Consider the following 23011-nt stretch of genomic DNA (forward strand, 5'->3'; position numbering starts at 1 on the left):
TTTGACCCTCATCTAAAAACCCTGGATTAATAATTATTTTTTATAGATTGATTAACTATTCTTAATAAAAAACAATAAAACTTTATACAAAGAAACAGCATAATATGCAGCTTTTCATCTTAATCCATGCGCTTTGGGAAAATTCAAGGTCGGCATGCACAAGATTTATTTTAAATAACGCTATTCCAAGTGGCTTGAATTAAGCTAGTCAGGTTAAAAGCGCTCACTAAACCTTGGTGTTTTTTGAGAAGTAGAACACAGTCTTATAGATCTGACTCTCCTGTTAAATTTGTATGCTTATACCATTCATTGACAGCAATAGAGCTTGAATCAAAGCTGTATTTTGGCTTTTATAAATCTCTCATTTGTTGAATATGATCGTGATGATGATATTCATAAGTTTGAAAGAGATGGTGGATCATTTTGTTATTTTAAAAGCATTAGATGAGATCAGAATATTTTAGGTCGAAATCGATGAGAGATCTAAAGCTCGGTATCTCTGCATCACTTTTAGAATGATAAAAAATCAACATTATCTTGGGCAAGAAATTATGGATTTTACTTTTAACGCATTTTATACCTTGATTGCCGCAGTTATTGTTTTGTTACTCGGCCGATTCCTGGTTAATAAAATCGATTTTTTAAAGCGCTACAATATTCCTGAGCCGGTCGCAGGCGGTTTAGTCGCTGCAATTATCTCGTTGCTGGTGCATGCACTGTGGGGATATAGCATCACCACCAGTGCAGAATTACAAACCAGTTTTATGCTGATCTTCTTTGCCTCGATTGGTCTGAGTGCCAACTTTTCCAAGTTGCGTGAAGGCGGGATCGGTCTGGTTATTTTCCTGTTTGCTGTTTCGGCTTTCATTATTTTGCAAAATGCAGTCGGCATGAGTCTGGCCACCTTGCTCGGTATTGACCCATTGATTGGCCTGATTGCAGGTTCAATTACCTTAACCGGCGGTCATGGTACTGCAGGTGCATGGGGCGAGATTTTTGAGGTTGAACATGGCATTCAGGGGGCGCTTGCACTGGGGATGGCCAGTGCTACTTTTGGTCTGATTATCGGTGGGATTATTGGTGGTCCTTTAGCAAAATTGCTGATTAACCGTCATAATCTCGCAATTGCACGTACGGATCAACAAATCGAAAAGCGTGATAGCACGCCAATGGATATCAACTCGACCGAATATATTCCATTTGAATATCCGCATCAGGTGCGTTTAATTACCGCAGATAATGCAATCACGACTTTGGGTCTATTTGCAGGCTGTTTGGCTTTTGCAGAGTTTATGACGGGTTTCAGTAAAGGTACTGCATTTGAACTGCCAACATTCGTGTGGGCATTGGCGGGTGGTGTCATCCTGCGTAATGTACTGGAAGGTATATTTAAAGTCCAGATCTTTGATCGTGCCATTGATGTGTTCGGTAATGCTTCATTGTCGCTGTACTTGGCGATGGCATTGTTATCATTGAAATTATGGCAATTGGCTGACCTTGCAGGACCACTGATGGTAATTCTGGGTGCGCAGACCATTACGATGGGTTTATATGCGGCATTTGTCACTTTCCGTTTGATGGGCAAGAACTATGATGCTGCGGTACTTGCAGCGGGTCACTGTGGTTTTGGTATGGGTGCAACACCGACAGCGGTTGCCAATATGCAGGCGATTACCAATATGTATGGTGCATCACATAAGGCCTTCCTGATCGTTCCATTATGTGGCGCGTTCTTTGTTGACCTAATCAATGCCACTGTTATTCAAATGATCTTGAAGTTCTTTGTATAATTTAGACCTGATACGATGAGTCATAAGCTCATAAGGATGTGACATGAATGATCAGTTAAATGAAACATTGCTTGGCTGGATTAATGCCGTGAATGGTCCTTTGTGGGACTTTCTGGTGGTGTTTCTGGTCGCAGTTGGTATTTTCTATACAATCATGACGGGTGCAGTACAAATTCGTTTGTTCTGGCACAGCATGAAAGTCATGAAAGGCAGCCGTGGCAAGGTTCAGGATGCGCACGGCATTACCCCGTTTCAGGCCTTTGTGACTGGTCTTGCAAGCCGGGTCGGGGTGGGTAATGTCGCCGGTGTGGCCATTGCCATTGCGATTGGCGGACCGGGCGCGGTGTTCTGGATGTGGGTTACTGCATTTCTGGGTATGAGCTCTGCTTTGGTGGAATCCTCATTGGCGCAATTGTTTAAGGTGCGCGATCATAAAAACCAGCAATTCCGTGGTGGCCCCGCGTATTACATTACTCAGGGTCTAAAACAGAAATGGCTCGGGATTGTCTTTGCAATTGCATTGATCACGACCTATGGTTTTGTGTTTAATGCGGTTCAGGCCAATGCCATTACCGGTGCAACATCACACGCATGGGGCTGGGATCAGGCCAATATCATTTTGCCTTTAGGCGGATTGGATTTTGAAGTTTCCTGGATTGGGCTAGTCTTAGTATTGATTACAGCTACAATCATTTTTGGCGGTATTAAACGTATCGCCAAAGTGGCAGAAAAGGTAGTGCCCTTTATGGCGCTACTGTATCTGGCGGTGGCTTTATATATTGCGGTTATCAATTACGATCTGCTCCCATCCATCTTCCAGCTTATTTTCAGTAAAGCCTTTGAATTTGAAGCCGCTGCTGGTGGTTTCTTTGGTGCCATGGTGTCTATGGCCATGATGATGGGGATCAAGCGTGGTCTGTTCTCTAACGAGGCAGGGATGGGTTCGGCACCGAATGCTGCTGCAGCCTCGGATGTCAAACATCCAGTCAACCAGGGTCTGGTACAGATGCTCGGAGTATTTGTAGATACCTTTGTGGTGTGTTCATGTACCGCGATTATTATTCTGGTTTCGGGTCTGTATGAAAATGCAGGCTTTGAAGGCGTGACCTTGACCCAGATGGCACTCGAAAGCCAGATTGGTGCCTGGGGTGATGACTTCCTGGCTTTGATTCTGTTCCTGTTTGCCTATTCTTCGATTATTGGTAACTATGCCTATGCCGAAGGAAACGTCCAGTTCATTAATAACAATAGCCGGGTTATGTTGATTTTCCGTTTATTTGTATTGGTGATGGTGTATTTCGGTTCTGTCGCCAGTGTGCCATTGATCTGGAATATGGCAGACCTGTTTATGGGCATCATGGCAAGTATTAACTTGATTGCGATTCTGTTGCTGATGCCATTCTTGCTCATGCTACTCAAAGACTATACCGGTCAGTTGAAGCGTGGCGTGAAAGAACCTGAGTTTAAACTGGATAATCATCCTAAGTTTAAAGACAAGGTCAAATCTGATATCTGGTAACCCTGCAAAGCAAAAAGCCCTGATCGTTCAGGGCTTTTTTATGGCTGGAGTATTTTAAAAGAAATTCAAATAACTTTGATAAAAGATAAAACCCAGAATCAGGCTGCACCAGACTGGTAATTTTGAACGGAGTAAAGCAATCATTACCACAACGAACAGCAGGTCGGAGATACTGTTAAAATAACGTTGTGACAGATTCAGGAGCAAAGCCAGTAACAAACCCACTACCGCTGCATTAATTCCCATCACGGCCTGATGAATCAGCCGTTGCTGCAGCAGCCATGACCAGTAGGGCAAGGTGGCAAAGATCAGAAAAAATGAGGGTAAAAAGATTGCACAGGTCGCTAAAAGTACATTCAGCCAGACATAGGGCGTCCACGGCAGCACAGCGCCAATATAACTAGCAAAACTGAATAGTGGCCCGGGCATGAGCTGGGCAAATGCATAGCCAAGATCAAAAGATTGCGCATTCACTATGCCTGTCGCGACAAAATCCTGATGGAGTAAGGGCAGAATCACATGACCACCACCAAAAACCAGCGAACCGGTCTGATAAAAATCACTCAGGAATTGCAGGCCCGACCCATTCGATAGTTTATCCGCTAGGGGCAGCAGCAAAAATGGCAAGATAAATGCCAGCAGCCAGTAGGGTGCAGCAGCAGATTGCAGATAAGGCGAGCTGATTTCAGTACTGTCACTGTCTTTGAGCTTTTTCGGATCTAATCTGGAAGAATATCCCATCAACATTCCACAAATTGCGCCGAGGATGATGACGAGAATCTGGTTATAACTCACCGAAATTACCGTCAATAATATGACAGACAGCAGCAGGACTGCATATTGCCAGGCCGTTTTACAGCAGCCTCGCAGCATCTGCCAGAATGCCCAGGCAATAACAGAAAATACAATGAGCTGAATGGTATGAAAGCTATTTAAGTTTAGAATATGAACATAGTGTTGACCCAGTAGCGCGACACCAGTCATGAGTATGACCGAGGGCAGGGTGAATCCCAGCCATGCCATCAATGCCCCTAGATAACCACGTTGCAGATATCCAATAGACAAACCCACCTGACTACTGCTCGGACCCGGTAAAAGCTGCGCCAAAGCCACCAGTTGACTGTATTGGGTATCATTGAGCCATTGTAGTTGCATCACAAATTTGCGGTGAAAAAATACCAGATGTGCGGCTGGCCCGCCAAATGAAATACAGCCCAGTTGCAGGAAAATCAGAAAAATCCGGTACAGTGAAATGACTGACATAGCATGAAGGGGAAAATGAAGACAAACTACCCGAACTGTATGACAATTTTACGAAATTCTACAGATTATTTAAGCAGGTGTTTATACACTATGCTGCTTTAAGTTAATGAGGACATTCTCTACATGCAGAAATATGTGTTGAGTATTGTGGCACTGGGTGCATTCGGCCTGAGTGGTTGTCAAACCACACCGATGACAGTCCAGTCGGCTACCAATCATCTACAACCCGCTGCGCAACGTGGAGAAGCTCAGGCACGTCCGAATCAAATTGATTTTGAAAAGATCAAGCAAACTGAACAGCGTCCGGTCATTGCTCTCGTTTTAGGCAGTGGTGGTGCGCGTGGCTATGCACATATCGGTGCGCTCGAAGTACTGGAACAGGCCGGTATTCGTCCGGATTTTATTGTTGGAACCAGTGCGGGCAGCATCGTCGGATCTATTTATGCCAGTGGTAAACCGGCGATTGAGCTGCGCAATATTGCCTTGAGCATGCGAGCAACCGATGTACGCGATATCAAACTGGATCGAAAAGGTTTTTTTGATGGCAAAAAAGTAGAAGACTATGTCAATTTACAAGTCGATCAAACTCCACTAGAAGCCATGAAAATCCCGATGTTTGTGGTGGCCACAGCACTAAAAGAAGGCAAGAAAGTCGTTTTTAATTATGGCAATACTGGACAGGCAGTACGTGCTTCAGTGTCGATTCCGAGTATGTTTATTCCAACAATAATTGAAGAAAAAGAATATGTCGATGGCGGGCTGGTCAGCCCGGTACCGGTGAATGTGGCACGTGAGCTGGGAGCAGATATTGTGATTGCGGTTGATATTCTGGCACAGCCTATTCATACGGAAACCAGTAATGTCTGGGGACTGTTTAACCAGAATATTAATATTATGCAGCAACACTTGGCACAAGAAGAATTAAAGCATGCCGATGTGGTGATCCAGCCCGATTTACGGGAAAAAGGACATATCTTTGATGTACGTGGCAGAGAATTAACCATGCAGGCCGGCATTGATGCTGCACAGTTAAAACTGATGGATATTTCTCTCGCTTATCAAAAATATAATTATGCTCGCGGCCATCATATTCCGCTCTTTGTGGCTCAGGAACAGCAGCAGCCCTAAAGCATATTGCGGTTAAATTTTTTTGTTCATTTTTTATGAGATCGAACCAGGTAGGCAAAGCTATTGCATCCCTATGCTTTCCAGATTCTGATCTTAACACTGGCTGATCGTTATAAAAGATTAAATTATTGTTTCTGCATATGAATTGGCCAGAATTTTCAGGAGAGATAAACTTTATTTTGACTATAAGTTGTTGAATTATAAATTATATTTTTTTTGGAATAAGTATTGCTTTTCTAAGTCGAAATTTTAATATTATTATTCCTATACTTAAGTTGATCAAATATTTAAATATTGTTCATGACAGAATGTGCTTTGAAAGATTAATGAATAGATGTAACGACAATGAATCAGATTAAAATTGGACATCAGGTCAAGTTGGCGCAATTTGAACACTATATTTTTACAGTGACAGCTGCACATCAAGATGGTTCTTTCACGGTCACTACCACACTGGATGGTCAGCAAATTCTCAGCTATGAAAATGTCGCCCAGGAAATGTTAAAACCACTCATGCGCTAAATCAGTAATGATTTATCCAACATCTTGAATTATTTTTTGCAAAATGAGAGCGGCCCGAAAAAAACTTGAGCTGGGTAAGCAGATGCTTTGGATCAATAAGTGTTTATTTGTTTGGAACTTAGCTTCTTGCTGAGCCTTGAGATCTGTTAAATATATTTTTTTCTGTATGAGTGCAGTTTCTATATCAATAATTATGATGCTTCATTTGCCGAATTGAACATTTTATTCATGTTAAAAACGCTATAATAATAAGCGATAACCTTGTCATTCAAAGAGTTCAAAGAAAACGATGGCCCCTTTAGATCAAATTGCAGCAGTGTCAGATGACCAGTCAGAGTTAACGATGTCAGTTCTCATGACGCCAGATATGGCAAATTTTTCAGGAAATGTTCATGGTGGAACCATTCTGAAATTACTGGATCAGGTGGCGTATGCATGTGCGAGTCGCTATTCGGGCAGTTATGTCGTGACCTTATCGGTAGACAAGGTGAACTTTAAGGAACCAATTCATGTGGGTGAGCTGGTAACTTTCTTGGCCAGTGTCAACCATGTTGGTCGCACCTCGATGGAAATCGGGATTCGTGTAGAAGCGCAGAATATTCAAAAAAGAACGGTACGCCATACCAATAGCTGTTATTTCACTATGGTGGCCGTAGATGAAAATGGCAAACCGAAACAGATTCCGGCTTTGAACCTGGACAATGACTGGAAACGTTGCCGTTTTGAAGCAGCCGAACAGCGTAAAGTCGCGCGTTTGCAAGAGAATCATCATCCTTCATGCAGTATTTATAAAAAGACTGCACAGAGTTAAGCGGTGATTTAAAAACATCTTCATAAGAGTAATGCCAGTCAGTTAACCAATTGACTGGCATTTTCTTTTTTAAATTGAGGATTATATGTGATAGGTGGAAAAGTCATCCGCAACTGTTTGAGGCATGGGGTGTATTGCACCGCAAGATTTAAAAAATGATGGTCTCCATGACAAATTTACGAGTCGAGGGTGGCTGACGAGTTTTGCGGTGAGGAATATGACTGCAAGATGCCTTCCTTGCGAAGTTCCGCTGCTCATTTGAATGAAATCAAAGTAACAAATGATATTGAAAATATTTGATTTAAAACCTTAAGACTCCATCATGAATGACTAAGCAGTTAAAGCGTCTATTTTTAAATTCTTTAACTGATCAGCATGACTTTATAAGAGAGTCTTTTTTGCCTTAATTTCAGTTTATGTCTGGAGCTTTATCGTTTTTTGCTCTAATATAAAACGATACGTATCGTATCGATTGTGTTTGAAGATAAGTAGACTTTATGAATCATGACGAAAAAAGCTCACGACGACAGCAATGTATTTTGCAAGCGGTTGCCGATGCATTGGCAGAGGGAGAGTATCATCAACTGACTATTGAGGCTGTTGCAGCACGAGCTGGGGTGGGAAAATCTACGATTTATCGCTGGTGGAAGCATAAATCGGAGCTGGTGCTAGATACCTTCAAACAGCATACGGTCTCAGTCTTTGAGCCTGATCCTGCAAATGACCTGAAAAGTAATCTGATTCGACAGCTAAGCTTGTTGTCTCAGGCGCTCAACCATCCGATTGGTCGGGCTTTACTGGTGGTAATCGCCAATCATCGTGAGCTGGCCGGTGAATTCTTTCAGCAATATTTATTGCCGCGTCGACAGCAGACTCATCAACTGATTCAGCAAGCGATTGAGCGTGGCGAGATTCGCGCGGATTATCCTTTTGATTTAATGCTGGACAGTTTGTACGGCCCGATCCATTACCAGATTATTTTTTTCAATCGTATGCCGGATGAAAATTACATCCGGGCGCTGGTTGGGTTAGTGCTGCATCCTGTTGTAATTCAAGCCTGAGCCTGGTCTATTTTTCTTAAAGTTGGTTTTTATGTCTTTCAGCCCCGAGCGTTTATGGAATCGCTCATTTATCTTGTGCTTATGCAATAACTTTTTTCTGTTTGTTTATTATTTTGCCTTACTGACCATCTTGCCGATTTACATCATGAAAGATTTGGGGGGCTCAGTCAAAGAAGCGGGTCTGGCACTGACCTTGTTTCTGGCATCATCAATTGCAGTTCGGCCTTTTTCCGGCATGATCATCGAAAAACTGGGCAAGAAAATCTCGATGCGCGGTGCAGGCGTGATTTTTGCGCTGTTTGCCTTTGGCTATTTGCTCATTGATAGCTTGTGGTCACTGTTGCTGGTGCGATTTCTACATGGCATTTGGTTCAGTATTTTGACCACGGTGGCGGTTCCGGTGGCCAATGAATTTATTCCAGAACAGCGTAAAGGCGAGGGCATGGGCTATTTTGTCATGTCGACCAATCTGGGGGTGGTATTTGGCCCATTGCTGGCCTTGACCGTCATTCAATTCACCAGCTTTAAAAGCTTATTTGGGATTCTGGCTATTATTATTTCTCTGGGACTGATTTTCTGCTGGATGCTGAAAATTACCGAACTGCCAAAATCAAGGCGGATCGGCACAGAAAAAACCAAATTGAGTCTACAAGATATATTGGAAGTCAAAGTCCTGGCGGTAAGCTGTGTGGCATTGCTGACGGCATTTGCTTATTCGGGCATCATGAGTTTTATCACGGCATTTAGTGAAAGCAAGCAGCTTTTGGCTTATACCAGCGTATTTTTTATTGTATTTGCGGCTTCGATGCTGTTGGTACGGCCGTGGGTCGGGAAAATCTATGATCGTAAGGGACCAAGTGCTGTCATTTATCCTTCCTTTATTTTCTTTGCGATTGGCCTAGTCATGGTGAGTCTGATATCCAATCAATGGACGCTCTGGTTATCAGCGGTCTTTGTGGGGATCGGTTATGGTTCATTATTTCCATGTCTGCAGACACTCGCAATTCAATCTGTCGATAAGCAGCGTATGGGACATGCGATTTCAACCTTCTTTACCCTGTTTGATCTGGGTTTGGCGGTAGGTTCCGTGGTGATGGGCCTATTGATTGCCTATTGGGGCTTTGAAGCGATGTATGTGTCGAGTGCTGCACTCGTCATTGTGACGATCTTGGTTTATCGTCAGTATGTGGCCAAAAGACCAATACACGTACCGGAAAATCAGGAAGCATAAAATGGAATTAAGACATTTACGTTATTTTGTCACTGTGGCCGAGGAACTGAATTTTACCCGGGCTGCGGAAAAATTGAATACTGTACAGCCTTCCTTAAGTCAGCAAATCAAGGATCTGGAGCGTGAGGTAGGCGTACAGTTACTGGAGCGAAATAACCGTAAGGTCAACCTGACCGAGGCCGGACAGGTTTTTTTAAAAGAAGCTTTGCTCAGTCTGGAACATGCAGAACGTGCGATCCACGCTGCCAGACAGATTGCCAATGCACATCAGGATCAGCTGAATATCGGATTTGTACCGGTTGCGGAAATGAAAGTCTTTCCCTATATCATGCCCAATATCCGCGCACATTTTCCTGAACTGAAAGCACTATTTCATAGTTTGACCGACGCTGAGCAGTTTAGTGCTTTAAGAAAAGGCCAGATCGATATTGCTTTTACCCGCTATCCGGGACAGTCGAGCGAGTTTGATTCGATCCGGATTTTTGATGAACCTTTAACCCTGATTGTGCCTAAAGATTCTCCGGTTGCGACCCTGCCACATGTCAGTATTAAGAGCTTTGAAAATCAGGATTTTGTCATTAGTGATGAACAGGCTTCACCACAATTGCATCGAATTATTCAAGACTTTTTTAAACAGTCCAAATTGAAGGTCAATGTGGTGCAGCATTCCACCAATATCCTGCTCAATGTCAATCTGGTCGGAATGGGCGTGGGCTGGAGTCTGGTACCAGCCTATGTGATTCCATTACTCGGCGATAATATCGTGGTGAAAAAGACCCTTGAACCTTTGCCCATGATTGGGCTATATGCCAATTATCGTAAAGACCAAAAACATGTGGTGATTGATCTGATTTTAAAAGTCTTAAAAGAAAAGTTTTGTGTCGATCTTTTTTAAGATTTGCATCTTTGGTCTGCCTATATTTTAAAAGCTGTGCGACAGAAATGATCTGTAGCACATCTGTGTAAATTGACACAGAAAACCGTTTTATACTGAAACTCTAAAAATAAAAAATGGTTAAACCAATATGATGAAGCTCTATAACAATCCGCAATCACGGGGCCTGACCCTGTTGCCCTTATTGAAAGAATTGCAGATTGAAGACCAGATTGAGCAGGTGGAAGTGTCCTATGAATATATGCATCAAGCTGAATATTTACAGATTAATCCGATAGGAAAAGTTCCCTGTCTGGTCGATCAGGAGATTGTCATTTCAGAAATGGCCGCCATTTTTATCTATCTGGCAGATAAGTATTCTGATAAAGGCTTGGCACCTGCTTTGGATGAACCCAAGCGTGGGGCATATTTAAAATGGATATTGTTCTGTCATGGGCCCTTCACCGAATATATCGATATAAAAAATTTGCAGGTCTCGCCAGAAAATATTGAACAGAACCGCAGAAGTTTAAGTTTCGGCAATGAAGCAGCCGTATTTGATTTTCTGAAACAGGGCATAAGTCAGGCCAATCCCTATTTGCTGGGTGAAGAATTTTCCGCAGCAGACTTATATGCTGCCTATTGTTTGATCTTTGCGATCTCTGCGAAAATTTTACCGCCATTTGACGAGTTCAGACCCTATTTGCAGCAGATGGCCTCTCGTGATTCCCTGAAAGACATGCCGTGGTTTCAAGACTACCGAGTTTAGTTCATCGTTCTGTATCACTTGATCTGGATATCTCATCACAATAAAAAACCACGCCGAAGCGTGGTAAAAAATGACCTTAAAATTATTTTAGGTACAGCTTTTTAAACAGTTGCTGACTGGTGTTTTCCAGTGATTGTGGAATGGCCAGTGCGGCCACAAAACGGTCAGGACGCAAGATCACCACTGAATCGGAAGTATTGCCAAACCAGGAGCGAATTTCTGTGCCGCTATCACCAAGGGTGATGACATCTTCAAACGGTTGGCGCTGGGTATTTTGTAACTGCACTGCCGGAATCACCTGAATGAATTTTACCCCGAGGGTTTTCCACTGTTGCAGTGTCTCTGGACTCAGGCCCCATTTTGGATCGACACCCCAGGCAATAATGGCAAAATCATTGCCGATGACTTCATCCAGTAACACTGTTTCACCTGATGCAAGCTGAACTTGAGGCTGAATGAACATCTTGCCAATTGGAGAATTTTTGGCGCCGTTGCTCAAAAGCACACCATCATGATATTTCGGCATCGGTTTAAAGCGCATTTCCAGCAGGTACTGTTTGATCGGCTTGATATAGTTCAGGGCATAGGCGATACCGTCACGGACAAAACCTTGCCACTTTTTCGGTGGTGCCAATACATGACCGGCCATTACGGACAGATCAATCATGGCTTTGGCATGGTCTTTACGTTCAATCTGATACGAATCTAAAAGTTCTGGGCCGGTTTTGCCTTGAACCACCAGTGCGACTTTCCAGGCCAGGTTAAAGGCATCCCGCATCCCGCTGTTATAACCCTGACCTTGCCAGACGGGCATAATGTGCGCAGCATCACCTGCCAGTAAAATGCGGTCTACCCGGAACTTGTCCGCAATACGGGCATTATGCGTATAAACACGTTGACGGATCACTTCGATGCCATCGGTACTTGGAAGCACTTTGGCCAGTAATTTGGCAATATTTTCCGGTTTGCTGAGTTCTTCCTGAGTTTCACCCGGCATAACCATAAATTCAAAACGGCGAATTCCATGGGGCAATGCGGCGGATACATAAGGACGTACCGGATCACAACACAGGTAAATATGCGGTGTCGCAAGCGGATCATTTTCAAGATCGATCACGATCCATTGATTCGGCGCAGTTTCACCCTCAAAAGCAATGCCCAGATTGCGGCGTACATAAGAGTTACCGCCATCACAGGCAATCAGGTACTGGGCACGGACTGTTTCTGTATCCCCTTGTTCGTTTTGCAGGTTAAGCGTTACACCCTCGGCATCCTGACTAAACTGGGTCAATTGACGTGAGAACAGCACCTGCGTATTTTTATATTGTTTTAAGCCCTGAAGCAGAACCTGATCGACTTGTGGCTGAATAAAGGCATTACGGCGTGAAAATCCGAATTCGCGGGTTAAAGGCTGAATATCTGCAAAACAGCGACCCTTAGGTGTTAAAAAGCGCATGGCATGATTGGGCGTGGTATGGGGCAAGACTTGATCGACCAAACCTAAGGATTGAATGGTACGCAAAGATTCATCATCGATCCCAATGGCACGTGGATAATCAATCAAACTATCCAGTTGCTCGACCATCGTGACGCTCACGCCTTGCTTGCTCAGATAGTTGGCAATGGTTAAGCCTACAGGCCCAGCGCCGAGGATTGCTACATCAGTGCTGTAATTGGTATTGCTCATAGTGAATGTCCATTCAATCGACTTGCATTTCAATCTATTAAGGGACAGTTCTGAGCTAGAAACAAGTTAGGCGATAGTAGTTGAGCTATATCAATAATATTAATTTTAAATAGATTTTTATTAATTAAATTATTGAATTTAAATGATAAAGTTAAAATAATTCAATAGTCATTCTCAATCCTGTGATCAGTTTTAACTATGATGGGCATTTAAATCTAGTCAACAAAAATGCTGAACCCGCGCAAAGCATGATTCAGCATCGATCAATATGAGGCAGTACAGGCTAAGCCTACTGGAGAAATACTGCCCTGATATTTTCTTTGATCATTTAACCCGTCGTTAAATCACTTAACGTGCTGCAGGTTGTGCAGGTGTTGCGCTTTCTGCAGCAGCTTCAGATGCAGCTGGTTGTTCTGCATTTGCGCCAGCAACCGGAGCATTTGACTCAGGCAATTCCTGGGTACTGACAATCACTTTTTCTTCAGTGTTTGTATTTGCATTTGTTGTTTCAGTCGCGGCAAAGCTGGTGGCTGCAGCAGCAGTAAGCGTTGTTGCAAGTAAGATTTGTGCATATTTCATTTTTGGCATCCTTTATTTATGTCATATAATTTGCCGAGCTGACCATCACATCAATTCGACAGGAGTTCATCCTAAGCACTGAAATTTTGATGAGCAAATCAATTAACAAAAGCGACACGGAGTGAATAACTCAGCATATACACAATGCAGAAAGTTGTTTAATTACTGTTAATTATGCAGTGTTCTATTTAATGAAAATGTATATGAATGTTTCAAAAAGCTGAATTTTAAATATGAATAAACATCAGGATTCTCTATTTGGGATAATTCGCTTAACTTATAAACTGATGGTTTCAAGTCGCCATTGAGCAAGAAAATGTCTCTACAACCATGCTGTGTCCTATAATACAGGGCATGATCTTGTCTATTTAATTTCTTGAGAACCAATTTTGAAAATTCTGTCCGCAGCACAGCCGATTCCTGTCCATATCATTTCTGGATTTTTGGGGGCGGGTAAAACCACACTGCTTAAACATTTATTACAGCAGAAACCTGAACAGGAAATCTGGGCCGTACTGATGAATGAGTTCGGTCAGATCGGGGTGGATCAGCAGTTATTACCACAAGATTCAGGCTATGCGGTAAAGGAATTACTGGGTGGCTGCCTATGTTGTAGTAGTCAGTTGCCGATGCAGATTGCCTTGTCACGTTTACTGTCCGAAGTGAAACCGGATCGGCTGTTTATCGAGCCGACCGGATTGGGGCATCCCGGGCAACTCCTGGAACAGTTGACCGAACCGCATTGGCATAGCCATTTAAACATGCAGGCCTTGGTCACGGTGGTCGATGGTTCACGTTTGCATGACCGGGACTGGACTCAGCAAAACCTGTATGCAGACCAGCTTAAGGCTGCGCATATTGTGGTGATTTCCCATACAGATTTAATGACAGCCGAAGATCATGCTGCGCTTATGCAGCTTCAGGCGGAATATCAAGTCTATGCCCAGCAGTGGTTGTGCACAGAGCAGGGACAGCTGAGCATTGAGCAGATTAAACAGGATTATCAAGGTTCTGTACGTCAGCTCCAGCCTTTATTAAAACAGCAACAGATCAATCCTTCCCCAGAGGTACCCGTGCTGATTCAGCAACTGCCTTATCATTATGTGGAAAGCGCGCAGGGCTATCAGGTTGCGGGCTGGAAGTTGCCGAAACGCTGGCAATTTCATTTTTATGATTTGCTCGACTTGCTGTGTGAACAAAAAGACTGGCTCAGAATCAAAGGAATTTTTAATACCGATCAGGGCTGGAAAAGCTTTAATTTCAATCCGGAGCAGTTTAATTATCAGTCGGTCGAGGCAGGTATTGATAACCGGATCGAAGTGATTTATCAACAGTCACGGGATTGGCTGGAGTTTGAAAGCGCGTTGATGCAATGCCGTATTGATCCGGAAAAATAATAGTACTGTTGCTAAGGCGCTGAATGAGCTATTGACCTAAATCTGTTCAGCAAAATACTGCTAAATCTTATATGCTAGGCGCCAAATTTGAGGATTGTGTTATGGCGTTAAAAGCGACGATTTATAAGGTTGATTTGAATATTGCAGATATGGATACGCACCGTTATGCAGATTATCAGTTGACGATGGCGCTGCATCCTTCAGAAACCATTGAACGCCTGATGGTGCGTATTCTGGCGTATGCGCGTTATGCCGATGAAACGCTGGAATTTACCAAGGATCTGTTTGAAACCGATGAGCCGGCCTTGTGGGAAAAAGACCTCACTGGTCAATTGGTGAAATGGATTGAAGTCGGTAGCCCGGATGAAGATAAAGTCAAAAAAGCCAGTGCGCGTTGTAAGCAAGTGGCTGTGGTGACCTATGGTTCTGCGGTAGATGAATGGTATAAGCGCAGCAGCAAATTAAAGACGTTAAAGAATGTGGAGGTGTGGAAATTATCGACTACAACCACCGATGCATTGCCACAATTATGTGCACGCACCATGCAGTTACAGCTCAATGTGATGGATGGTGAATGGACTCTGATTGGCGATCAGGGGCAGGTGCTGGTCGAGTGGGAACAGTTACAATAAGGACGCATAAGGATGCACGTCTGGACTTGTATCCTGTCGCTTAAATTGCGTATACCTGAGGGATAAAAATACTCAGGGTTATGTCATGTACCATGAACTTTATGATTTACTGCTGGCCGTCGCGATCGGGGCCATTATTGGTGCAGAACGTGAATATCATAGTAAATCTGCCGGACTGCGTACCATGATCATGGTCAGTCTCAGCTCCTGTCTGTTTACTATCATTTCCCTGAAAATAGGTGTGGAAAATCCTGACCGGCTGGCGGCCAATGTCCTGACGGGGCTAGGCTTTTTAGGGGCAGGGGTCATTCTCAAAGATGAGAACCGTATTTCAGGAATTACCACGGCCACCACCATCTGGATGACCGCAGCACTGGGCATGGCAGCCGGTGCGGGTTATGAAATCCTGAGTATCTGGGCCACTTTAATGGTCATGGTGGTACTGGTTCTACTGATGTATGTACAGCGCGGGATCGAGTCGCTGAATCAGGAACGTAATTACGAAATTGTCTGTCCTTTTGAGAAACATGAGCTCAACCATTATGAATCGCTTTTCAAACAATATAAGCTAAAAGTCATGCATTCTTCACAGCGCAAGGTTGAGCAGCAGATTAGCGGAAGATGGGTGCTGATGGGATCGGCCAAAAACCATCAAAAACTCACCCTGCATTTACTCAATGATCAGAATATTCAGGAACTCAGCTTTTAATCCATCAAGGACTAAAGCCTAAAAAAATCAATCAATCCGGTTTATACTGGTTTTTGAATTTATGCCAATCTCAGGTAAATAAGTATGATTAACGAACTTGAAATTATTGATTTAAAAGTAGGCGAAGGGAAAGAGGCGGTAAAAGGCGCGCTGATTACCACACACTATACCGGCTGGCTAGAAGATGGAACCAAGTTTGATTCATCGATTGATCGCGGTAATTATTTTGAAACCGTGATCGGAACAGGCCGTGTGATCAAAGGTTGGGATCAGGGCATTTTGGGCATGAAAGTGGGCGGTAAACGTAAACTGCTGGTGCCGGCACATTTGGCCTATGGCGAACGTAAAATGGGCAAAGTGATTCCAGCCAATTCAGACCTGATTTTTGAAATTGAACTGTTTGATGTAAAAACACGTGATTAATTCATTGAAATAAGATTCATTCAGTATCATGAGTGAATGCTGATCGGGAGAAGTCTCAGTATTGGGGGCTTCTTCCGATAAACTACAAAAAAATATTTGAACTCCCTGATATTCCAAGTAGATTATAAGAAGAATAAAGCTCTTTTTCAGGAAACTACTGTCTTTGCAAAACGTGATAAGGAATGTCTATTTTGTAATGTGGGTTTGGGCCATAAGCTGGGGCATCTTGATGAGCACTTCAGTATCTGCCCAGATCGCTGCCACATCCCCCGGGGTGCAGCAGCAGTTCCGTGATCATATCTCTGAAATTCATTTTAGCGAACACAGCAGCAGCCCTTTGCAGGGGAAATGGTTATTTTATCCGAGCCAGTTTATTGTCCAGCCAAGTTCCGTACTGTTATCAAAAACAGTGGAATTGCCGGCTTCTTTTAAAATACTGACCAACTCAAATATTGGTTATGGCACATTTATTAGCCATTATAAAATTCCTAAAGAATTTATCGGACGCCGGATTGCCATTCGGATTCCTGCTCAATATGGCGCTTATCGGGTCTATGTAAATGGCGAGTTTATTGTCCGGCTTGGGCAAATCAGTAAAACACCTGAACAGCAGATCACTGAAAAAGCCCCCCGGATTGGCTATTTCGTTGCAGACAGTGAATACATTACCTTAAGCATTCAGGCCTCGAATTACACTCATTTGCATGGAGGGCTGGAACGCCCAATGCAGATTGGGGTCGCAGGTACAGTCAATCGTCAATTCCAGCAGTTGATGATGAGTATTGCCATGACCTGTGGCGCAGTACTCGGGGTGGGTGTTTTCAATATCCTGTTTTCAATATTTCGAGGATCGAAAGAGCGTAATAGCAAAAGCATTTTTGTGTTTGGCTGTTTTATTATCTTTCTGGCCCTGCATAATATGTTTTCAGCGCCCTATGCTTATTCGGTATTTACCAATATCGACTGGTTATGGGGAACACGTTTAGAGTATCTGTTTACGTTTCTGGCGGTATTATTTTTCCTCAGTTATATGCATCTGTTTAATCAGCGCTATTTAAAACCGCTGATTTATTATATTGCGATCGTCTTATTGATTTTGAATATCAGTGTGACGCTATTTTCTACCCCCGAGTTATTTGAACGTCTTGCGCTCTATAGTGCGATTTATGGTCTGGTGATTATTGGGAATTTTATGTACGGGTTTTATCAGACCCTACGTGATAAGCAACCGTATTCACGCCTGAATCTGTTTGCCATTATTTTCTTGTGTCTGACATTTTTAAATGACTATCTCTTGCTGATTAATGTCATTCAAACCACACATTTGTCTTTCATTTCCACCAGTTTATATGCCTTGTTGATTATGTTTCAGCAGTCTAGACACTATGCGCATCAAACTTATCAGACAGAACAGCTAAATTTTAACCTCATCGAGCTCAACAGTTCGCTTGATCAAAAAGTCAAAGAGCGTACCCAGCAACTGCATCAACTGAATGCCAAACTGGAACATCAGATGAAGATTGATGCGCTGACCGGTGCTTTTAACCGGCGTGCTTTAAATAGTGAAATCCAGCAGAAGTTTTTGCAAAGCCAGCAACATTCACATGCCACACTGCTTTTTGCCATGCTGGATGTTGATTATTTTAAAAATTATAATGATCATTATGGCCATTTAAAGGGTGATGAGATTCTACAAAACCTGGTTAAGGTGATTCAGGCCAGCTTGCCTCAATCGGGTTATCTGGCGCGTTATGGCGGGGAGGAATTTGCCATTCTGCTTGGTGATATACCGATTCCGGTTGCCCTGCAATATCTGGAACGTGTCATTCAGCAGGTTCGGGAACAACAATTTGAACATCTAAACCGGCCGGATGGCAAAGCCTGGATCACGGTCAGTGTGGGCGCGGCTTGGATAAGCCCACAACATCAATATGCCGATATTCATGCCTTGATGAAAGCTGCAGATGTGCAGCTGTATCTGGCCAAACACACCGGGCGTGATCAATTAAACTTTGAGCAGGGCGCGGATTAAAAAACGTATTTATACAGATATGATCCATCATCTTGTGAATGTGCAGGGCTGGAATCAAATCCACATCGCTGATAATAGCTGAGGGCTGTTTGAGTCGACTTGACTGCAATCTGATAGATTTTTTTCTCTACTAATGCTGCATGCATTTGATTAAATAATTTGGTGCCAAATCCAAGCCTCTGGCAATGTGGGGCGACATAATGCATCCGGATTTCTCCAGTATCACTGACCAATAAAAACCCGACTACTTTGTCGTGCACAAGGCAAACCCAACAATCGTTATAAAGCATATCGACAATCAGGCTGGCGTGATCAAATTTTTCCAGCCAGCTTTGGATGCGACTGTCCTCACGTTGATGATCTAAAACACAAGATTGAATACTGTCATGAATCACCTGAATAATTTGAGGTATATCCTGAATCTTCCCTTCACGAATCACCATGTTATTCATTTTCTCGAATTCTCGAACATTTACAGGAAGGCTTCATTGGAAGAGAAATGCAGGTTGAAACAAAATAACAATCTTGTAGTTTTTTGAGAGGATTTTCTTAAAACCAGTAGGTGAAGATAACTTATGTTGCTGATCTGTCGGTTTTGTTTATCTGATTTTCTAAAATCAACGCTTCTCAGGAGCGGGTGCTCAAATTTACAGCAAGCTTTGCTAGAATCGCCGTGCTTACTTTAAATCCCCATAAAATCGAGTCAAGGATGCCATCATCGAAATAGTGCAGGAGTTTGCACTGTCTAAAAAATAGACGTATGCTAGGTGTTAGGCCATTATTCAAATGAATATGAAGTGCTCGGTAATAAAAATAAAATCAGCCACACGAGATGATCTACTATGTTTAAATTGTTGCTCTTGCTGTGTATTTTTTTACTGTTCAATGCCGCCTGGATCGTGGGGCGGAAAATTTATAAAACCCAGTCTTATCTCTCTGCGCAGCGTGCAGAAAAACCTGAACAAATTGCCAGTATTTCAGAACATGTCATGACTACGCATGAGGAACAGGTGCATCTGGTTGATGCTTATGAACTGGAACTGTTTGATGATGTTGCTCAGCTGTTTTTTCAGCGTCATGTAGCTATTCAGGACAGGGCACAGGCAGAGCAGTTACAGCAGGAAATCTTGCAAAAAATGCCCATGCAAAGCAGTACACAAATTCGTCAGATGGATTTAGGGGAGTGGTCGATTTTCTGGAATTTTTACCATCAGTCACTGGAATATTATGTCGGCCGCTATGGCGTGTTTTATACGCATGTCGACCGTTTTGGCCAAGAGCATCGTCAGGAAATTCGTACCGATCTTTTACGGTCAGATTGTGCTTGATCTCTCTGCTCAGGAAGCTTGTAAGTTTTGCAGGAAACGATAGGCATTAAACATCAGGCTGCATATTTAAGCCGATGTAATTCGGAAAAGGTATTTAAGGCATCTTGCCAGATTTTTTCTGCCCCCTGACGGAAATAGCCCATATGACCAATGTCCTTTAAACCATAATCTTCAGCTTTAAGATCAATATAATGCACGTTTGCCTGACGGTAATATTGCATAAAAGCATGTCTGGAATTAGGCAGGGCCCAAGCATCATCGAGAGCAGCAACCGCATAAATCGGAGTACTTACCGCAGCATAACGTAGGTGTAAGTCTTTCAAATCCGGATCGGCAAAGAAATAGGTCGGATATTTGCACCACTTACGCCACTGATCATAGACATCACGTGGCAAGTCTGCACCCATGTTAAATTTGCTCCATGGCAAATAGTCGGTGATTGCTACAAGTGGAGGGAAAACAATATTCCAGATCATCTGAACCTTGATTTTTTCCTTGAGTGGCATATAACCATGCCAGCCGGCGCCTGTGCCATAACAGTACATCGCTTCGATGCGGTCATGATGTTTACACAGACCTAATGCCTGACCTCCATAGGAATGGCCAATCATATAAATATCCAGTCCTGTCCGGCCCAAATATTCAATTGCCGCACTCAGGTCATATTCTCCCCAGTCCAGATAAGACATTTTAAAGCCTTTGAGCTGTTTCGGTGCGGAAGCGGCCACCCCTCGATAATCGAAGGTCAGCACCTGAAAACCGGCATGAGTTGCATATTCTGCAAAACGGCGATAAAACGCTTGCGGTACTCCCGTCGCACAGGCAACGACAATATTGGCCTTCGCCACAGACGGTGTCCGGTAGAGTTTGCCACTTAAGCTATAACCATCTTCTGCCAGAAACTGGACACTTTCTACCTGCATTTTTCCCTGCACCATGAGTATATCCTTCGTTATATTGGATGAGATCTTGTTTTTTGTGCGCTAGCTTATGTTTAATCCAATAATGGGCCAGATGTCAAAACTCGGCAGTCGTATAGCGAGAAGAACCCTTTAAACATATATGAAGATCGCTGCGCTATCATCATGTCTAAACAGGGGGAAATAGTATGATTATTGATTTTCAGCAGGCGCAATTACAGAAGTTTATGGCTCTGGCAATGAAGATCGAAGCGCAGCCTGAACTGTATGTGCAGTTTGATTCGGTTTCAGACTTTTATAAAGCAGACTGGTTGCAGGATTTTCCAAACGGAACCACATGGTATGTGTCCGGTTTAGACGATGGCGCCGATGAATTTCATGTCGTGATTGACTATGCCACAGCGCAGCTACAGATCAGTTGTGGCCAGACACAGTTGTCTGCAAAACTATCTTGCACAGATTGACCGAATTGCCGCTATTTCCCGATAAAAGAATAATGACAGATGCTATAAAGTTGATATAAATTGCAGAATCATCTCTGTGTTTGGTTTTATTTGCGATAGTCCGGAGTGACCTAAGCGAATAATGCAATAAAAATAAGGAAAAATAGCATGGCACATCAGTTCACTGTGAAAGCAATTATCAATGGCGTGTCTATTGATGAATTTAAACGTCTGGCCAATGATATTCGTTTGCATGAGGCAGTCTGTCATCGAATTCCTGCGCAAAATTTAGAAATTCTGGTCTCGGAAAAGCAGGGGCATATGTATACCTTGAAACGTGCCTATAATCTGGATGTCAACATCCCGGATATGGCAAAAAAATTACTCAAGGATGCATTCCGTTTGCAGCGTACCGATATCAGCGATCTGAATCAAATGACATCGACGGTACAACTCGGGGCAAATTTACCGATCGAGGCGACCTGTCAGCGTGCAGTCACTGGAGATGAAGACCAGATCCAGTTTCAGCTTAACTGGACAGTAAAAGTTAAAGTGCCATTGCTCGGCGGTATGCTGGAAAAGCATGCAGAAGGCGAGATTCGTAAATTTAGTGAAATTGAACTCAGTATCGTTGAAGATGAATTACGCAAGAGCCTAACAGCCTGAATCAGTGCCCCCATCTCGTTCACCAATATTTAAAAAGGGCACTTTTAAGCTGGGTGGTGGCGGTCAATTCGGCAATGTATAGCCATTTAGCTTGCTGCCGTTCTCTAAGCAATGCGGCTTAAGACGTAGAAAAATAATAAGGCAATACAGATGGGATTGAGTGCCGTTTGATCGACTGAAGAAACGGCATCATATTATTTGTATTTATGCCGCTAACTTTGAGCTTAATCACTTCTTCTATGATATTGCATCCCCAGTCGATAAGCGAGTTGATCCACATTCAGTAATTATCTGCGCGTACTGCGCAACATGAACTAACCATCTGCATGCTATTGTTTATATAGCTATTTTTAGATTAGTGAAACAGATTGCTGAATTGCAGTGCCATAAGCAAAGACTTCGACCATACCGCCTTGCATGCCCAGTTCCGTAGTGCTCAGCCGAATCCCCATAATCTGGGTGGCTCCGATTTTTTCAGCTTCAAGTTTTAAACGTACAATCGCCTCACGCCGTGCCCGCTCTACCACGCTTTCATAGCTGGTCAAACGACCTCCCAACATGTTCTGCACATTGGCAATTGCGTATTTAAAATAATCATGGGAAATAACCACATTACTGCTGATCATCTGTCCGGAATGTTCAGATACGATAAAGCGGCTGTTGTTGACCTGGATATAAGCCAGTCGTTGCTCCTGTTCGTCTAGATAACGAAAATGTTTGCGTTCATTATAACGACCAAAGCCAAAACCGACGCTAAACAGAATGACAAAAATGACGATCTGAAAAATTAAACCGTCCATGAATTATTCTGCCTGTGGAAAAGGGTCGGGTAATTTTGGCATGACTGGATCAACAATGACCGCCGTTCCATAGACAAACAGTTCAGAGGCGCCTTGGGCAATATTGGAGGTCGAGAAACGAATACCGACAATCGCATTGGCACCCATGCTACGGGCTTTTTCAACCATCCGGTTCATCGCTTCCTGACGGGATTCTTCCAGCAGCTCGGTATAAGCAGTAAGCTCACCCCCGACAATATTTTTCAGGCCAGCGAGTAAATCACGCCCGACATGTTTGCTGCGTACCGTACTGCCATAAACCACATCAATTTGTTGGCGAATAGTGTGTCCCGGTACAGATTCCAGATTGCTAAGTAACATGCGTATGTTTTCTAAATAAATTGCTGGTCTATGACAATAGGAAAACTGCTTTGAAAATGCAATAAAA

The 23011-nt window shown here is 43.2% G+C and carries 24 protein-coding genes; 17 read left to right on the forward strand and 7 right to left on the reverse strand.

Annotation, left to right across the window (positions count from 1 at the left end):
* Positions 1–551 precede the first annotated feature (551 nt).
* Both gltS and FTU90_RS00430 read left to right on the forward strand, forming a co-directional pair.
* Positions 552–1790 carry a sodium/glutamate symporter gene (gene gltS / locus FTU90_RS00425; RefSeq protein ID WP_180071792.1) on the forward strand — a complete coding sequence of 413 codons (1239 nt, stop codon included), beginning with the start codon at positions 552–554 and terminating at the stop codon, positions 1788–1790.
* Positions 1791–1833: 43 nt separating this feature from the next.
* Complete coding sequence (locus FTU90_RS00430) at positions 1834–3309, forward strand: sodium:alanine symporter family protein (RefSeq protein ID WP_180071793.1); 1476 nt, start codon at positions 1834–1836, stop codon at positions 3307–3309.
* Positions 3310–3363: 54 nt separating this feature from the next.
* Here the strand turns inward: FTU90_RS00430 and chrA are convergent, their stop codons facing one another.
* Positions 3364–4572, reverse strand: coding sequence for a chromate efflux transporter (gene chrA / locus FTU90_RS00435; RefSeq protein ID WP_180071794.1), 1209 nt, complete (start codon positions 4570–4572; stop codon positions 3364–3366).
* Between the two features lie 123 nt (positions 4573–4695).
* Between chrA and FTU90_RS00440 the strand changes: the two genes are divergently transcribed.
* From FTU90_RS00440 to FTU90_RS00470, 7 genes are all read left to right on the forward strand, one after another.
* A complete protein-coding gene (locus FTU90_RS00440; RefSeq protein WP_005169741.1) occupies positions 4696–5700 on the forward strand; it encodes a patatin-like phospholipase family protein in 1005 nt (334 codons plus the stop codon).
* A 345-nt stretch (positions 5701–6045) separates the two neighbouring features.
* Positions 6046–6222 carry a hypothetical protein gene (locus tag FTU90_RS00445; protein ID WP_005169744.1) on the forward strand — a complete coding sequence of 59 codons (177 nt, stop codon included), beginning with the start codon at positions 6046–6048 and terminating at the stop codon, positions 6220–6222.
* Between the two features lie 289 nt (positions 6223–6511).
* Positions 6512–7033, forward strand: a complete 522-nt coding sequence (locus tag FTU90_RS00450) for an acyl-CoA thioesterase (RefSeq protein ID WP_004280680.1) — start codon at positions 6512–6514, stop codon at positions 7031–7033.
* A gap of 497 nt (positions 7034–7530) precedes the next feature.
* Positions 7531–8094, forward strand: coding sequence for a TetR/AcrR family transcriptional regulator (locus FTU90_RS00455; protein ID WP_005169748.1), 564 nt, complete (start codon positions 7531–7533; stop codon positions 8092–8094).
* A gap of 31 nt (positions 8095–8125) precedes the next feature.
* A complete protein-coding gene (locus FTU90_RS00460; RefSeq protein ID WP_180071795.1) occupies positions 8126–9325 on the forward strand; it encodes an MFS transporter in 1200 nt (399 codons plus the stop codon).
* Between the two features lies 1 nt (position 9326).
* Positions 9327–10220 (forward strand): LysR substrate-binding domain-containing protein, encoded by an 894-nt coding sequence (locus FTU90_RS00465; protein ID WP_005097811.1) that lies wholly within the window; start codon positions 9327–9329, stop codon positions 10218–10220.
* Between the two features lie 133 nt (positions 10221–10353).
* Positions 10354–10968, forward strand: coding sequence for a glutathione S-transferase family protein (locus FTU90_RS00470; RefSeq protein ID WP_180071840.1), 615 nt, complete (start codon positions 10354–10356; stop codon positions 10966–10968).
* Between the two features lie 82 nt (positions 10969–11050).
* Here FTU90_RS00470 and FTU90_RS00475 read toward each other — a convergent pair whose 3' ends face one another.
* Both FTU90_RS00475 and FTU90_RS00480 read right to left on the reverse strand, forming a co-directional pair.
* Positions 11051–12655, reverse strand: coding sequence for a bifunctional 3-(3-hydroxy-phenyl)propionate/3-hydroxycinnamic acid hydroxylase (locus FTU90_RS00475; RefSeq protein WP_180071796.1), 1605 nt, complete (start codon positions 12653–12655; stop codon positions 11051–11053).
* A 348-nt stretch (positions 12656–13003) separates the two neighbouring features.
* A complete protein-coding gene (locus FTU90_RS00480) occupies positions 13004–13234 on the reverse strand; it encodes a hypothetical protein (protein ID WP_005097806.1) in 231 nt (76 codons plus the stop codon).
* 389 nt (positions 13235–13623) lie between these two features.
* Between FTU90_RS00480 and FTU90_RS00485 the strand changes: the two genes are divergently transcribed.
* The 5 genes from FTU90_RS00485 (at position 13624) to FTU90_RS00505 (ending at position 18427) form a co-directional block, all read left to right on the forward strand.
* Positions 13624–14631 (forward strand): GTP-binding protein, encoded by a 1008-nt coding sequence (locus FTU90_RS00485; RefSeq protein WP_159138260.1) that lies wholly within the window; start codon positions 13624–13626, stop codon positions 14629–14631.
* 101 nt (positions 14632–14732) lie between these two features.
* Positions 14733–15263 (forward strand): YaeQ family protein, encoded by a 531-nt coding sequence (locus FTU90_RS00490; protein ID WP_005097801.1) that lies wholly within the window; start codon positions 14733–14735, stop codon positions 15261–15263.
* Between the two features lie 85 nt (positions 15264–15348).
* Positions 15349–15972: an MgtC/SapB family protein gene (locus tag FTU90_RS00495; protein WP_005097799.1), complete on the forward strand. Its 624-nt coding sequence runs from the start codon at positions 15349–15351 to the stop codon at positions 15970–15972.
* A gap of 84 nt (positions 15973–16056) precedes the next feature.
* Positions 16057–16395: an FKBP-type peptidyl-prolyl cis-trans isomerase gene (locus tag FTU90_RS00500; RefSeq protein ID WP_005097798.1), complete on the forward strand. Its 339-nt coding sequence runs from the start codon at positions 16057–16059 to the stop codon at positions 16393–16395.
* Between the two features lie 229 nt (positions 16396–16624).
* Positions 16625–18427, forward strand: a complete 1803-nt coding sequence (locus FTU90_RS00505; RefSeq protein ID WP_100357896.1) for a diguanylate cyclase — start codon at positions 16625–16627, stop codon at positions 18425–18427.
* Here FTU90_RS00505 and FTU90_RS00510 read toward each other — a convergent pair.
* Positions 18424–18879: a GNAT family N-acetyltransferase gene (locus FTU90_RS00510; protein ID WP_159138257.1), complete on the reverse strand. Its 456-nt coding sequence runs from the start codon at positions 18877–18879 to the stop codon at positions 18424–18426. The two genes, FTU90_RS00505 and FTU90_RS00510, sit on opposite strands and share 4 nt — an antisense overlap.
* 390 nt (positions 18880–19269) lie before the next feature.
* Between FTU90_RS00510 and FTU90_RS00515 the strand changes: the two genes are divergently transcribed.
* Positions 19270–19755 (forward strand): hypothetical protein, encoded by a 486-nt coding sequence (locus FTU90_RS00515; protein ID WP_074383421.1) that lies wholly within the window; start codon positions 19270–19272, stop codon positions 19753–19755.
* Between the two features lie 53 nt (positions 19756–19808).
* Here the strand turns inward: FTU90_RS00515 and FTU90_RS00520 are convergent, their stop codons facing one another.
* Complete coding sequence (locus FTU90_RS00520; RefSeq protein ID WP_005097791.1) at positions 19809–20693, reverse strand: alpha/beta fold hydrolase; 885 nt, start codon at positions 20691–20693, stop codon at positions 19809–19811.
* A 170-nt stretch (positions 20694–20863) separates the two neighbouring features.
* Between FTU90_RS00520 and FTU90_RS00525 the strand changes: the two genes are divergently transcribed.
* Together FTU90_RS00525 and FTU90_RS00530 are read left to right on the forward strand one after the other, a co-directional pair.
* On the forward strand, positions 20864–21139 hold the full coding sequence (locus tag FTU90_RS00525) for a hypothetical protein (protein ID WP_005097790.1): 276 nt from the start codon (positions 20864–20866) through the stop codon (positions 21137–21139).
* Positions 21140–21286: 147 nt separating this feature from the next.
* The gene (locus FTU90_RS00530) at positions 21287–21784 is read left to right on the forward strand and encodes a DUF2505 family protein (protein WP_005097789.1); all 498 of its coding nucleotides are present in this window, start codon (positions 21287–21289) and stop codon (positions 21782–21784) included.
* 350 nt (positions 21785–22134) lie between these two features.
* Here the strand turns inward: FTU90_RS00530 and FTU90_RS00535 are convergent, their stop codons facing one another.
* Together FTU90_RS00535 and FTU90_RS00540 are read right to left on the reverse strand one after the other, a co-directional pair.
* Positions 22135–22584: a YbjQ family protein gene (locus tag FTU90_RS00535; protein ID WP_180071797.1), complete on the reverse strand. Its 450-nt coding sequence runs from the start codon at positions 22582–22584 to the stop codon at positions 22135–22137.
* Positions 22585–22587: 3 nt separating this feature from the next.
* Entirely contained in the window at positions 22588–22944 is a 357-nt protein-coding gene (locus tag FTU90_RS00540; protein ID WP_005097785.1) for a YbjQ family protein, read from the reverse strand.
* Positions 22945–23011 lie beyond the last annotated feature (67 nt).

The sequence above is a fragment of the Acinetobacter sp. YH12200 genome (assembly GCF_013418175.1).
GTDB classification, from domain to species: domain Bacteria; phylum Pseudomonadota; class Gammaproteobacteria; order Pseudomonadales; family Moraxellaceae; genus Acinetobacter; species Acinetobacter pseudolwoffii.